Origin of the sequence: Rossellomorea sp. LjRoot5 (genome assembly GCF_964253455.1) — a bacterium.
Classification (GTDB): domain Bacteria; phylum Bacillota; class Bacilli; order Bacillales; family Bacillaceae_B; genus Rossellomorea.
Genome location: NZ_CAXUQN020000001.1, coordinates 3306306 through 3319766, shown reverse-complemented (window position 1 = coordinate 3319766; position 13461 = coordinate 3306306). Strand labels below are relative to the sequence as shown.

At 44.7% G+C, this 13461-nt stretch carries 13 protein-coding genes; 11 read left to right on the top strand and 2 right to left on the bottom strand.

From position 1 onward, the window contains the following. Positions 1-273: 273 nt before the first annotated feature. The 7 genes from nagE to ACSQ2E_RS16960 all read left to right on the top strand — a co-directional run bounded on the left by nagE (position 274) and on the right by ACSQ2E_RS16960 (position 7893). Positions 274-1722 (top strand): N-acetylglucosamine-specific PTS transporter subunit IIBC, encoded by a 1449-nt coding sequence (gene nagE, locus ACSQ2E_RS16990; protein WP_435992420.1) that lies wholly within the window; start codon positions 274-276, stop codon positions 1720-1722. 91 nt (positions 1723-1813) lie between these two features. After that, on the top strand, positions 1814-2530 hold the full coding sequence (locus tag ACSQ2E_RS16985; protein ID WP_435992418.1) for a DUF2161 domain-containing phosphodiesterase: 717 nt from the start codon (positions 1814-1816) through the stop codon (positions 2528-2530). 111 nt (positions 2531-2641) lie between these two features. After that, the gene (gene shc, locus ACSQ2E_RS16980) at positions 2642-4510 is read left to right on the top strand and encodes a squalene--hopene cyclase (protein ID WP_435992416.1); all 1869 of its coding nucleotides are present in this window, start codon (positions 2642-2644) and stop codon (positions 4508-4510) included. A gap of 73 nt (positions 4511-4583) precedes the next feature. After that, positions 4584-5522: a heme-dependent oxidative N-demethylase family protein gene (locus ACSQ2E_RS16975; protein WP_435992414.1), complete on the top strand. Its 939-nt coding sequence runs from the start codon at positions 4584-4586 to the stop codon at positions 5520-5522. Further along, positions 5519-6004 carry a hypothetical protein gene (locus ACSQ2E_RS16970; RefSeq protein WP_435992412.1) on the top strand — a complete coding sequence of 162 codons (486 nt, stop codon included), beginning with the start codon at positions 5519-5521 and terminating at the stop codon, positions 6002-6004. Before ACSQ2E_RS16975 ends, ACSQ2E_RS16970 begins: the two co-directional genes overlap by 4 nt. Then, positions 6004-6957, top strand: a complete 954-nt coding sequence (locus tag ACSQ2E_RS16965; protein ID WP_435992410.1) for a PDR/VanB family oxidoreductase — start codon at positions 6004-6006, stop codon at positions 6955-6957. The genes ACSQ2E_RS16970 and ACSQ2E_RS16965 overlap by 1 nt, the downstream gene beginning before the upstream one ends. A 129-nt stretch (positions 6958-7086) precedes the next feature. After that, a complete protein-coding gene (locus ACSQ2E_RS16960; protein ID WP_435992408.1) occupies positions 7087-7893 on the top strand; it encodes an arylamine N-acetyltransferase family protein in 807 nt (268 codons plus the stop codon). A gap of 16 nt (positions 7894-7909) precedes the next feature. On the opposite strand, the gene ACSQ2E_RS16955 is transcribed toward ACSQ2E_RS16960, so the two are convergent. Then, a complete protein-coding gene (locus ACSQ2E_RS16955) occupies positions 7910-8095 on the bottom strand; it encodes a hypothetical protein (RefSeq protein WP_219167074.1) in 186 nt (61 codons plus the stop codon). A gap of 202 nt (positions 8096-8297) precedes the next feature. After that, positions 8298-8960, bottom strand: coding sequence for a VC0807 family protein (locus ACSQ2E_RS16950; RefSeq protein WP_435992406.1), 663 nt, complete (start codon positions 8958-8960; stop codon positions 8298-8300). A 121-nt stretch (positions 8961-9081) separates the two neighbouring features. On the opposite strand from ACSQ2E_RS16950, the gene ACSQ2E_RS16945 reads away from it, so the two are divergent. The 4 genes from ACSQ2E_RS16945 to ACSQ2E_RS16930 all read left to right on the top strand — a co-directional run bounded on the left by ACSQ2E_RS16945 (position 9082) and on the right by ACSQ2E_RS16930 (position 13370). Then, entirely contained in the window at positions 9082-9966 is an 885-nt protein-coding gene (locus ACSQ2E_RS16945; protein WP_435992404.1) for an ABC transporter permease subunit, read from the top strand. Beyond that, a complete protein-coding gene (locus ACSQ2E_RS16940; protein ID WP_435992402.1) occupies positions 9959-10963 on the top strand; it encodes a hypothetical protein in 1005 nt (334 codons plus the stop codon). Before ACSQ2E_RS16945 ends, ACSQ2E_RS16940 begins: the two co-directional genes overlap by 8 nt. Before the next feature lie 184 nt (positions 10964-11147). Further along, complete coding sequence (locus tag ACSQ2E_RS16935) at positions 11148-12662, top strand: flotillin family protein (RefSeq protein WP_435992400.1); 1515 nt, start codon at positions 11148-11150, stop codon at positions 12660-12662. A 237-nt stretch (positions 12663-12899) separates the two neighbouring features. Then, the gene (locus ACSQ2E_RS16930) at positions 12900-13370 is read left to right on the top strand and encodes a DinB family protein (RefSeq protein WP_435992398.1); all 471 of its coding nucleotides are present in this window, start codon (positions 12900-12902) and stop codon (positions 13368-13370) included. Positions 13371-13461: the final 91 nt, after the last annotated feature.

Genomic DNA, 13461 nt, shown 5'->3' with positions numbered 1-13461 from the left:
TTATTGCGTCATTTCTGTCTTAATTGCGTCGTTTTAAGTAGTAATTGCGTATTTTTCTATTTTATGGAAATCACCAGTCGCAATACTACATAATCCCCCTTCAAGGTCCGTCCCTCATCTACAATCATTTAAAATAATCCTATCAATCTACCTGAATACACACCGGCATCCACTTCTAAATAACTGGATGCCGGAATATTTTTTATAGAAGGGCTTTGTCCTCATTAAAGAGACAAGGAATCTTTAAAAACAGACTGATAGGGGGATAACAAAATGATGAAATATCTGCAACGCATTGGTCGTTCGTTGATGCTTCCTGTTGCCGTATTGCCGGCTGCGGCGATTTTGATGGGGATCGGGTATTGGATCGACCCGTCCGGATGGGGGGCGGATAGTCCGATTGCCGCTTTCCTGATCAAGGCGGGGGCATCAATCATTGATAATATGGCGATTCTGTTTGCTGTTGGGGTCGCACTCGGGATGGCAAAAGCGAAGGATGGATCGGCGGCACTGAGCGGATTGGTCGCTTATCTCGTCATTACCACATTACTGTCGACGGATTCCGTTGCGTTGTTACAGGGGATTGAAAAAGAGGCAGTGAATCCGGCTTTCGATAAGATTGGAAATCAATTTGTCGGGATTCTGTCGGGTATAGTTGCGGCAAGTATGTACAATCGCTTCAGTCATGTGAGACTGCCGGACGCTCTTGCATTTTTCAGCGGAAAACGATTGGTACCGATCATGTCGGCCATTGCTATGCTGGTTGTTTCAGGGGTGATGCTGTTTGTCTGGCCGGTCATTTACACAGCTCTTGTGTCATTCGGTAAGGAAATCAGCGGGCTGGGATTTACAGGTGCAGGTTTATATGGATTCTTTAATCGCTTATTGATTCCCACAGGGTTGCATCATGCGCTGAATTCCGTGTTCTGGTTCGATGTTGCTGGAATCAATGATATCGGGAACTTCTGGTCAGGCACTGGGGAAAAAGGTGTGACGGGGATGTATCAGGCGGGATTCTTTCCGGTGATGATGTTCGGTCTTCCGGCAGCCGGTCTCGCCATTTATCATGCAGCGAAACCAGGTAAGAAAAAACAGGTTGCGTCACTGATGCTTGCAGCAGGTTTCGCCTCCTTTTTCACCGGAGTGACAGAGCCTCTTGAATTTGCCTTTATGTTCGTGGCACCTGCCCTTTATGTAGCACATGCAGTGCTGACAGGGGTATCCCTTGCGATCGCATCTTTCTTTCACTGGACGGCAGGCTTCGGATTCAGTGCAGGCTTCGTTGATTTTGTTCTGAGCTCAAGGCTTCCATTGGCCAATCTGCCGTATATGCTACTGATTCAAGGTGTGGTATTTGCTTTCCTTTATTATTTCTTATTCCGTTTTATGATTGCGAAATTCAATCTTATGACACCTGGTCGGGAAGAAGACAGCGAAGAAGCAGTGGGGGAAAATGCAGCAGTGCTCACCCAAGACGAAAAGTTTGCTGTGATGGCGGAGGAAATCTACTCCGGACTCGGCGGGGATGATAATGTATTATCCGTGGATAACTGTATTACCCGATTGAGAGTGGAAGTGAAGGACATGGGTGCTGTGGATCAGGACCGGATTAAAGCGACTGGGGTTCCAGGTATACATGTGGTTGGGGATAATAGTATTCAAGTGATTGTGGGGACGTCGGTCCAGTTTGTGGCGGATGAGATTGAGAGGATCAGGGGATAGCCACAATCTCTTTTCTTCCCTAACTGCAAATATCTCTCCAATAGTCTATACTTTATCTTATAGAATTTTTTCCCGAAAGGTTTTTTTACCCATGACGAAACTGAAAGAATCGGATTTATATCAGCCGATCCAGAAACATTTTCATAAACAGGGATATCAGGTGAACGGTGAAGTGAATGACTGTGACCTGACGGCGATGAAAGAAGGAGAGCTTGTGATCGTGGAGCTGAAGCTTTCCTTGAATGTCGAGCTCTTGATCCAGGCAACGAAGCGTCAGCGACTGACGGATCTTGTGTACATTGCAATTCCGAAACCGAAGCGCCCTCGGTCGAAGCGGTGGAACGATGTACGTCATTTGGTCAGGCGTCTGGAGCTTGGTCTGATCACGGTTTCCTTTACGACAAAAACGCCCAAGCTTGATTTTGTCATTCACCCGGAACCTTTTGACCGAAAAAAGGTTATGAGAAATAGTAAAAAGAAGCGAGCATCCCTGGTGAAAGAAATCGAAGGCCGCAGTGCAGATTACAATGTAGGGGGCAGCAATAAAACGAAAATAATGACGGCTTATAAAGAGAGTTGCATTCACATCGCCTGCTGCCTGGAAGCGCACGGACCCATGTCCCCGAGGAACCTGGCCAAGCTAGGGACGGGGGACAAAACGCCGTCCATCCTCCAGAAGAATTATTACCGTTGGTTCGAGAGGGTGAAACGTGGTGTGTATCAACTTACGGACCACGGCAGAAAAGGGCTTCAGGAATATCCCGAACTTGTAAGCTATTATTCACGGAAAATAGAAGAAAATCAGTAAGAGCCTGCCTCACGGGGAACCGGTGGCAGGCTCTTCTTTGCTTCCTACTACTAGTACCCGCCTCCTTCACATATACATAACAAAAGAGTGAGGTATCCGGGAGGACGAATGATGAAAAAGAAGATAGAGAGTACGATCCGGAATATGATAAGTGATCTACAGAAGATGCAAAGGGGAAATGGACGATGGTCCTTTTGTTTTGAAAATGGCGTGATGACCGATGCGTATATGATCATCCTTCTACGAACGCTTGCGGAGGATGAGAATGAACTAATTGGACAGCTGGTGGACCGGCTCTGGAAATGCCAGTCAAGGGAGGGGACGTGGAAGCTCTTTGAGGATGAGCGGGAAGGGAATCTGTCTTCAACCATTGAAGCATATTTTGCCCTGAGGTTCAGTGGAATGGTAGGGGAAGAGGATAAGAGACTCCTAAAGATCAAACGGTTCATTGAGAAAAATGGCGGGTTTCACAAGGCCCATTCCATGACGAAATTCATGCTGGCCGTGCATGGTCAATATGATTGGAAGCATCTCCTGCCGGTCCCCATTGAATTCCTGTTGCTTCCGAAGACATTTCCCCTGAATTTTTGGAACGTGAGCAGCTATGCTAGGGGCCACCTGGCGCCGATGATGTTACTGAAAGATTCGCGATTCACGATCAAATCAAACAGTATACCCCAAATACAGGATTTGTCCCTTGCTGTAAATGAAGAGAGTTACAGCGAAAGGGAATGGAGATTATTTTCAAAAATTAGTGAAGGCATACAGGCACTAGCAGGCCTCCCCTCCCAACTTCATCAGCAGGCAAGGCAGTTTGCCCTGGAGTACATGCTGCAGCGGGTGGAGCGTGACGGGACCTATCTCAGTTATTTCAGCACAACGTTTTATATGATTTATGCCATGTTGGCACTGGGTTATAAGAAAAATGACCCGATCATAGTAAAGGCATTACAGGGGTTAAAGGAAATGGCATGCGAAACGAAGAAAGGCATCCATATTCAAAACTCTCCTTCTACTGTATGGGACACAGCTTTGATCAGTCATGCCCTTCAGGAAGCGGGGTTGGATGCAAATGAAGATGTCATACAAAAATCAGTGGATTATCTTCTGAAGAAGCAGCACTTCAAATATGGGGACTGGGCAATAGAGACGGGAGTGAAGCCAGGTGGGTGGGGATTTTCAGAGAGCAACAGCATACACCCTGATGTGGACGATACAACGGCTGCTCTCAGGGCCATTACGTATTCAGCTGCAGGGAAGCCCCCTATCAGGCAGTCATGGGATCGTGGGATTGAATGGGTGCTCGGTATGCAAAACCGGGACGGAGGCTGGCCGGCTTTTGAGAAAAACAAGACGAAACCTATCCTTACGTCTATTCCAATCGACGGGTCTGAGGCAGCAGCCATCGATCCTTCCACTCCAGATTTATCGGGGAGAGCCCTTGAACTTCTCGGCAGCCGGGCAGGGTTGACCACGGAACATCCACAGGTAAAAAAGGGTGTTGAGTGGCTGAAACTCATGCAACAAGATGATGGTTCCTGGTACGGTCGCTGGGGTGTCTGCTACATCTATGGAACATGGGCGGCCATCACGGGAATGAAAGCCGTGGGGGTATCTTCGTCTGATAAACATATACAAAAAGCAAAAACATGGCTTGAAAGCATTCAAAAAAAAGACGGGGGCTGGGGGGAGTCCTGCTACAGCGATCAGGAAAAGACATTCGTACCCCTTCCCTTCAGTACCTCTTCACAAACGGCATGGGCACTGGAGGCGCTCATCTGTATCGAAGACAAGCCGACACCTTCTATCGATCTGGGTATCACGGCGCTTCTCGAATTAAAGAACGGTGCAGAAGACGAGGCATCCAAAACATACCCAACAGGAGTCGGTCTTCCAGGAAACTTCTATATACACTACCATAGTTACCAATGGATATGGCCCCTGATCACACTCAGCCGGTACAAAGAGAAATTCGGGTGAGGGACGGACCTCTTGAGGTCCGTCCCTCTATACGATAAGATAAAAGTAAGAATTTTCTAAAAAAGGTGATTGTATGATGAAGGTGGATTCTTTTCCGTATCCTTTTAAGGGGGATGTGTATCGTTATTCTAATAATTCGGTTCCATTGGAAGAGCCAAGTTGTGTAGAGGTTACCGCTTCGTATTCAGAGGAGATCAAGCTGAAACGAAAACTGCTAACCCAACATCCGGAGAGGTGTTTTCAGTCCCTGTCACATACCATGAAGGCTCAATGGGAAATAGTAGAGATGGTCATTCAACATCTCACAACCTATTATCCCCAGCGGTTTTCCCTGGAAAGAAATAAAGGGGAATGGACGTTTCACAATCACATCTTAAAGGAGCACACAACGTTTACACTTGGGGATGAAACCACTTTATCCTTGGAACCCCTTGATTTCATCGGTCGTCATGTACAGGAGGATCTGATATTTATGATGCAGCGGGATGGGGATTTATATATGGATGCCGGACAGTTATGTTTCCCGGCCAACTGGTCCCTTGCATTTAATATCGGAATGAGCTTTGAGGAGATACATGGGCCGATTCCAGGGTTTAAGGAAGAGGGATTGGATCAGCGGATCCTGACGTTCTTGATGAGGATGGAAGCGGGAGATCCCTGGGTTAGACGGAACTGGTCGTTAATGGCGGGAGATCGTCTGGATACTTCCTTGGAAACCTTTGATGAGTGGGGAAAAGGAAGAAGAAACGTTTCAAAGGAAAATGTCGGGGAATACGTTCATTTTCGTGTAGAGGTGCAGAAGCTATTCCGTTTGCCAGGTTCGAATGGGCTGCTCTTTACAATCCATACCCATCTACTTCCACTTGAAGAATTTGCGAAGAATCCTGAATGGACGAATGAGTTTTATCATATTCTCCATGAGCTTCCCGACCATATTGCCGATTATAAAGGGCTTAGCTTATTTAAAAAAGAGGTCATCGGGTACTTGAAGGAAAAGAAGGTGGAAATGTGAAGTCACTCCTGCAACCTTTGTACGTACCGGGTAAACGAATGTATTTATTTCTTGGTGATGAAGAAGGAATGAAGCGACTGTCACCTATCATCCAAAAAGTAAAAAAGGATGATTATCTTAATGAATCGGTGCTGTTGGATGAAAAGGAAGAAATGGATATTTCTCATTGGCTGGAAGATCAGAAAATGGGGAGCTATCTATACATAGCGATGGTATGGAACAAGCTCTCATATTTTAAAAAATTTGCAGAGGGCCATGGTTTTTCAGCAGAAGAGACACAATATATCGGTCACGGAGTCAGGTTCATCCATGTATTCTGTTTTAAATGCCATCAGAAAATGGAAGTTAAAGGCGACCCAATCAATCAAATTACTACTTGTCCTCATTGTGACATGAAGTTATCCGTTTCCGCTCACTATTCTCCATTACATGAAGCCTATCTCGGGTATGCAGCATGTACAGAAACAGGGAGTGATCAGTAGTGAATCATGCTAAAACCATAAACGTCACTGTCCAATCGATCCATCAGGAAACGCCTTATGTCAAACGTTTTTCACTAACTCCAGCCGGTAATGAACTTCTCCCTCCTTTTAGCGGGGGTTCCCACATCACCACGTATATCGAGTCGGGGAGTGAGACAATCGCCCGGTCCTATTCCCTTACGAACCCACGAGGACAAAGGGATGCCTATCACATAGCCATTCGTTTAAATGAACAGTCCAATGGAGGATCCCGATATTGGCATGAGAAAATGAAAGTAGGAGACACGCTACGCATCCGTCATCCACAGAATCATTTTCCATTGAGCTTTAGAGCGAAGCATCATGTTTTTTATGCAGCGGGAATTGGCATCACTCCTTTCCTTTCCATGATGGCAGAACTGAAAGAAGAGGATCGCTCCTTTGAACTCCATTATGCTGCAAAGTCAGAGGAAGTCTGCCCGTTTTTTACATATATAAAGAAAGTGTATCCTGGTGAGAGTCGTTTTTATTTTTCAAGCGAAAGGAGATTGAGTGATCAAAGCCTCTGGGAGCACAGTATCGGAACTCATGTATATTTCTGCGGTCCAACTTCTTTTATCGATGAATTTACTGCATGTGCCCTGACAATAGGATATCCCCGATCAAGCATTCACTTTGAACGTTTTGCTCCACGGCAGACAATGAAACGTCAGGATTTTTTGGTGGAAGTAGAAAACGGCCTCACCATTAAAGTGCCAAAGGACAGGACTTTATTAGATGCCCTTCTCAAGGCAGGGGTCCATGCGCCATATTCCTGCCGGGTCGGTCGATGCGGAACCTGTGAGTTGAAGGTATTGGAGGGTGAAGTCGATCACGCTGATTCTTTCTTGAGTGAAAGTGAGAGGAGGGAACACCATTCGATATTAACGTGTGTTTCCAGGGCAAGAGCGGAGAAATTGCGGATTCAACTTTAGTGTTTTTTTGACCGGAATAAAGACGTTTTATTCCCTGAATCCCAAGAAGAATTTCAGGCGATAAAGTCTTACCTTGAATACGACAATGAGAAGCAGGTAAACTTTAAAGACTAAACTCCAAGAAAGGATGTGCCCTCCATCAACAATCTAGACAAGCTATTCCGCAAAAGGATTCAGTATTCAAGTGCAGATCCCGTAACCTTTCAGGATCTGGATATCATATTAGAAAAAATGGCGAATCATATACCATTTGAGAATGTATGCATTGTTGAAGGAAGGTCCCGTAAACTGACCAAAGATAATCTGTTGAATAAAATGCTCCTCATGAATGAGGGAGGTCTATGTTATGAACTAAATTCACTCCTATATTTATTCCTGATAGAAAGCGGATTCGAAGCTTCCTTAATACAGGGAGCGGTCTATGATCATGCTTTAGGAACGTTCGGGCGCATTGGAAGGACACATGTTGCCGTTAAGGTGTGTCACGAAAAACAATACTATATTCTGGATGGGGGCTTCGGAGGGAATATCCCGATGAAACCCGTACCATTATCGGGGGAAACGGTCTCTTCCGCCAATGGGGAATTCAGAATACGGGCAGGTAAAACAGCTTATGGGGATTATAGATTAGAAATGAAATTGAAGCATAAAGACACCGATTGGAGAACAGGGTATGCATTTGATTCCAAACGAACAATTAAGGATGTTCGTTTCCTTGACGACGTCCGTGTCACAGTGGAAGAACATCCGGATTCACCCTTTAATAAACATCTGTTACTGACAAAGCGAACGGATGACGGAAGTGTGACCCTGACAGATACTTCCTTTACTCAATGGGAGAAAGGGAACGTAAAGAAAAGTGAAATAAATTCAGAGGAGTACCAGGAACTTTTGAATCTTTGGTTTTCTCAAGCAGATAAAAAAGACCCGAAATAGATCCGGGTCTCTCCATTCACTTCCCGAGTATCGCCATGATACCTTTATAGATTAGGAAAAGTGAGAATATGAGTATAGCTAGAATGCCGATAATGTCCGTTACGGGGGATACACTTGCTAAGAACGTACCTGCTAAAGGAACTTTCAACAATGCGAAACCGGAAAGAATCCCTGCTACTAACAAAAGAATAAAACGATCCATCTGATATTCCTCCTCTCGGGCTATTATATGTAGGAGAAATGAGAAGTTGAACCCAAAAATTGTTAGGGAGAGATGAAAGGAAAGAGGGATGAGTCTGGGCTCATTCCTCTTGTTTAATTAACGTGATCCGTACCTCTATAGCCCAATGTTCCAGTCTCTTCAATTATAAGACGGAAGTTTGAAGGCAGGAACATCCAGAACGCTATACGGCATCCGTCTTTTCTTCTTCAAGTTCATCCTGTACTTCTTTAATCAACTGAGGGGATCCATTGATGATCTTTCCGATATAGAAGAATCCGGCAACGGTGATCCCGGTTATAATCCAGCTGAACGCCTGGCGGAGGATGATGCCTTTATCAAATGCCTCCACACCATATTCCAGAATGAGCCATGCTTTCACAATGGCAAGGAGCCCGCTCCTCATGGCAAAGCATAAGGTGATCCACTGAAAGATCCTATATAAAGGCTTTTTATAAAAAAGCCGCTTACTGAAGGTACGGTCATATCCTTGAAGCTCCGCGAAATCCAGCCCAAAATAAAGGGGGAGTGGTTTCCCGATGCTCATCGTTAGAAAGAAAAAGAAGCTGAGTGTAGCACCGTAATAGACGTTATTCCACAGAAGCTGAAGTGAGGAACCCGCCAGTACGTCAATCAAGGTACCAATTATCAACGTAACCAAAATGAACAAGCCGAATGTATTCACTTTCTTCATTTCGATGAATCGATAGATGGAATAAATGATTCCTGGAACAGAAGAAAGGAGCATGGCGTAATAATCTCCGGTGTAATCCCTCATGATATTCCACACAAATAATGGGAGCGCTACATAAATCATCAGATCCAATAGTACAATATTTTTCTTCACTTCTATCACTCTTCCTTTTTATATCCATATGTTTTCAGAATAGTGTTTACAATTATATTACAGTATTGTAACATAAATATAGAAAAAATGTATCAATTTGGTAATTTCGTGGAGGGATAGTATGAAAAGGGTGTTTGAAATTCCCTTTCATTTTTTAGTTGTCGTGTTGGGGTTGTATTTACTTAGTGGAATCGGCTCGCTGCTTGCATATGATACAGAGCTTTTGATTAATCTGGCAGCATATGGAGACAGACTGAAACAAACTTGGATTGACATCATGCATCCATCGTCGATTTATATTTATTGGGGCGACGGGAATAAGCAATACAGTATCACAGAAGTTTTTTCGCAAACGTATTATTACTCTTTTCTCATTCTTTTCAGTTCTTTCTCCTTAGCGATTTGCCTGGCTGTACTCATAAGTTATACCTTTATGTTATTGCCACGGAAAGCATATCGTTTCTCTATTAAAATCGTCAATGTCCTGGATGCCCTGCCGGATGTATTCATAGTCGTTCTATTTCAGCTTTTCATCATCTGGTTATTTAAAAAGACGAATTTGCTCGTGTTCGATATTTATGCCCTCGGTGAAGATCGCATTTACTTTTTGCCGATTCTTTGTTTATCGGTTCTGCCAGTTGTGTTTTTGCTGAAACAGTTTTTGTTTCAACTCAAGGAAGAAGAAACTAAACCGTATGTCGAATTTTCTTATTCAAAAGGATTCAGAAGGGCTTATACGGTTTGGCATCATCTTTTCAGGAATGTATGGGTTCACTTCTTCTTTCATTTGAAGCCGATTTTTTTATTGATGCTTTCAAACCTATTGATTATTGAACTTCTCTTTAACATCAATGGATTCATGCAGACGTTGCTGCGTACGGCGACCAGTTCACCTACTGCATTCTTCCTTGGGATGCTTCTCGTTTTTGTTCCGTTCTTCATCGTGTTCACAATAGGGTCTACGATTCTATCAAAATGGTTGAAAGGTGGGGAACAGAATGAATAGCTGGATGGCTAAACGATTGGCACTGCCGATCCTGATACTGGTCGGTTTCATTGCCGTCAGTTTCCTGGTTCCAGTGATGAACCCTGGTTATGATGAGGTGGTGGACTATCTCTCGGACGAAAATGGTAGAGTGATAGCGGCCCCGCCGTTCACCCCTGGGGAAATGCCTCCCCTTGGAAGTGATAAACTCGGGAGAAACTTTCTGCTGCTATTACTAGCCGGCGCGAAATATACCATCTTTGCTGCGCTGGCCATTGCGTTATTGCGAATGGTACTGGGCTTTTTCTTTGCTGTACTATACACATTCCTCCCCGCATTTGTGGGGAGATTCATTAAAGGGCTGGGGGAGTCGTTTCAATATATTCCCCTTGTCATCATCGTATTTGCGCTTCTGGTTCCACTCGAAGGGGCCTTTCATTCAGAGATCCTCCCTTCCAACCGGTACTTCTTCATTCAAGTGATTGCGATTGCGGCTGTGACAGTCCCGTCTCTCGGAATCTATTTGGGAGAAGAGATGAAGCTTTTTATGGGAAATGAATTCATCCAGGTGTCACGCTCGATTGGTGCAGGGAGGTTCCACCTGTTCAAACAGCATCTGCTGCCCCAGTTCAGAAGGCACTCGATCGTATTGTTTTCAGAACAGGTTTCCCAGACGCTTGCCCTGCTCATCCAGCTTGGTATCCTCCATATGTGCCTCGGAGGATTGAAAATCGCAAACTTCGGCATCATGGAAACCATTCCGGTTTATTTCTCTGAAACGAACGAATGGGCTGCGACGATCGCCATCAATATCCAGCAGATATTCCTGCGTCCCATGCTTGTAGTCGTTCCTTTGACGTTATTCGCCATCTTGATCCTATGTGTGAACTCGATCAGTGCCACTCTTCGGAGATCGTTGATTGAAGGGGAAGGGAGCAGGGTGAAGAAAAAAGCAGAGGCATCCAATCACGAAGGAGCTGTCGTGGTAACGAAGGATCTTTTTACATTGAAACAGTAGAAGGAAATGAGGGTGTAGAAAAGAAGAATGGAATAGGATTTCTTATATAAAAAAGGAGATTCACCTAATTTATTGAAACTTTTTCCTCATCAGATCCGTATATAGTAGTGCAGCTAGCACTTTTATTTAAAATTAAATCAGGCAGCATCCTGGTTTAAACAAAATGTTGAAAGGGGTTGTCAGAATGCTAGGATCATTGAGTGTAATTGGATTTTTCGTTTTCCTGATTCCTGTTCTTGTTATAGCAGCAATTGTGGGGATCGCATATTACTTCTGGATGAGGTTCCGATATCGTACTGCGAAATCCAACCAGGCACTGATTATTACCGGACCGAAACTGGGGGATCCGGAGAAGGAATCGAATATTTTCTCCGATCAGGAAGGCCGTTCCATGAAAATCATCCGTGGTGGAGGATACAGATTAAGACGTTTCCAAACGTCTACTCCCGTAAACCTTACCTCGTTCCAATTGAAGCTTTCCACTCCACGCGTGTACACAAACGGAGGAGTTCCGATCGTGGCCGATGCAGTGGCCATGGTGAAGGTTGCCGATACCTTGAATGGAATCGCCAACTATGCCGAGCAGTTCCTCGGGAAGGATCAAAAAGAAATTGAAGATGAAATCATCGAGGTGCTGGGTAGTAACCTCCGCGCGATTCTTTCAAAAATGACCGTTGAAGACATAAACAGCAACCGGGAAAAATTCAATGCCGACGTGTCGGAAATCGCCCAGAAACAGCTTGATCTGATGGGCTTTAAAATCACGTCACTCGGATTGACGGATATCCGGGATGCTGATGAACAAAATGGATACTTAGAAAATCTTGGTCGCCCGCGTATCGCAGAGGTGCGGAAACAAGCTGAAATCGCTGAGGCGAACACAGAACGTGAAACACGTATTCACCGTGCCCAAACCGACCAGGAAGCGAAAGAAGAGGAATATAAACGCCAAATTACTATTGCAGAATCGAAAAAGGAAAAAGACATCAAAGATGCTGCCTTCAAAGAAGAAACCGAACGCGCAAGAGCGAAGTCCGAACAGTCCTATGAGCTTGAAAAAGCGAAACTTGCCAAGGAAGTAAAAGAAGAAGAGCTGACCCTTCAATTCCTTGAGCGGGAACGTGCGGTTAAACTCGAAGCGGAAGAATCCAAAGTCCGTAAAACGAAAGCCGATGCAGATTATTACGAAACGACCCGTAAAGCGGAAGCGGAAGCCCGAAAATCTGAAATCGACGGGGAAGCAAAAGCGAAGATCCGCAGGGAAGAAGGGTCTGCTGAAGCAGATGTCATCCGTGAACGCGGTAAAGCCGAAGCTGAATCCCGTAAACTCCTTGCAGAAGCCATGGAGAAACACGGAGACGTCATCATCACGGAGAAACTCATCGAAATGCTGCCGGTGTTCGCAGAGAAAATCGCTCAGCCTCTTAACAATATTGATTCGGTTAAGATCATCGATTCCGGTAATGGCCAAGGGGTTCCTTCCTTTGGTAAAAGTATCACCAGAACGATGCTCGACATGCAGGAGCCATTACGTGAAATGACAGGAATCGATGTGGGTGAATTACTGAAGTCGTATGCGAACAGGACGCAACCGACACGTTACCAGCCTGCTATTTCAAAGTCGGGAGACAAGGAAGCCGCAGCTTCAAACGAAGTGGAAGTAAAAGAGTTTGAAGAAGCGGGGCAGGGAAGTAAATAAGCAATTAGAAAAGGTGCCAGGCACGGAATGAAGATTCTGTGCCTGGCACCTTTTAGTGTTGGAAGTGGATTTCAGTTGCTGAAAACAGCGGGGAATTCAACTGTCAAACGATCAATCAAATTAAACAGTCAAAATATCTGCTGAAATTAACAGGCAAAATTCTTATCCATCGAATGGAATGTATCAATTGATATCTCCTTGTATAATAAAAGGTAAAAGGTCATGAGGAGAATGAATATGAATATATATTGCCGAAGTACCCTGCACCAAATCGAAGTAGCCGTTGAGTCCATCATTAAAATCATGGACGGCCTAAAAGAGGAAGACCTAATAAAAAGACCCACTCCTTCCAAGCATTCCATAGGAGAGCTGCTTTCGCATATTTCTCTCATATGCAGGGCGGATGATCTTATCGCCGGGGGAGCCAGCCAAGAAGAAATGGATTCTTTTTATGGGAGTAAATCTATGCATACCCTCGCTGAAATGAGAAAGGAACTACAGCACAATTTTCACTATTTGAAAGAGCGGGTGGCGGTATGGACGGAAGAAATGCTGTTGGAAGAGACCTCGTCCTATTGGGGAGTGACGTACCCGAGATTCGAGTGGCTGGTGGAGGTTGCAGCTCATCTTTATCACCACCGAGGACAGCTTCATTCTATGCTTGTCCATTGTTATGGTAAGGATCCACAGATACCGATGTTTGAATGAGGAGTCACTTATTTGTAAGTGGAAAAGTGAATGTGCTGAGTAGCGCAGTTCAAAGTTGAAATCTTTTTCATCTAATTATACATTTAATGTA

What these genes read in the sequence shown, in the direction of transcription:
- nagE (WP_435992420.1), top strand. Translation starts at nt 274, where the DNA reads ATGATGAAATATCTGCAACGCATTGGTCGTTCGTTGATGCTTCCTGTT.
- ACSQ2E_RS16985 (WP_435992418.1), top strand. Translation starts at nt 1,814, where the DNA reads ATGACGAAACTGAAAGAATCGGATTTATATCAGCCGATCCAGAAACAT.
- shc (WP_435992416.1), top strand. Translation starts at nt 2,642, where the DNA reads ATGAAAAAGAAGATAGAGAGTACGATCCGGAATATGATAAGTGATCTA.
- ACSQ2E_RS16975 (WP_435992414.1), top strand. Translation starts at nt 4,584, where the DNA reads ATGATGAAGGTGGATTCTTTTCCGTATCCTTTTAAGGGGGATGTGTAT.
- ACSQ2E_RS16955 (WP_219167074.1), bottom strand. Translation starts at nt 8,095, where the DNA reads ATGGATCGTTTTATTCTTTTGTTAGTAGCAGGGATTCTTTCCGGTTTC.
- ACSQ2E_RS16945 (WP_435992404.1), top strand. Translation starts at nt 9,082, where the DNA reads ATGAAAAGGGTGTTTGAAATTCCCTTTCATTTTTTAGTTGTCGTGTTG.
- ACSQ2E_RS16940 (WP_435992402.1), top strand. Translation starts at nt 9,959, where the DNA reads ATGAATAGCTGGATGGCTAAACGATTGGCACTGCCGATCCTGATACTG.
- ACSQ2E_RS16935 (WP_435992400.1), top strand. Translation starts at nt 11,148, where the DNA reads ATGCTAGGATCATTGAGTGTAATTGGATTTTTCGTTTTCCTGATTCCT.
- ACSQ2E_RS16930 (WP_435992398.1), top strand. Translation starts at nt 12,900, where the DNA reads ATGAATATATATTGCCGAAGTACCCTGCACCAAATCGAAGTAGCCGTT.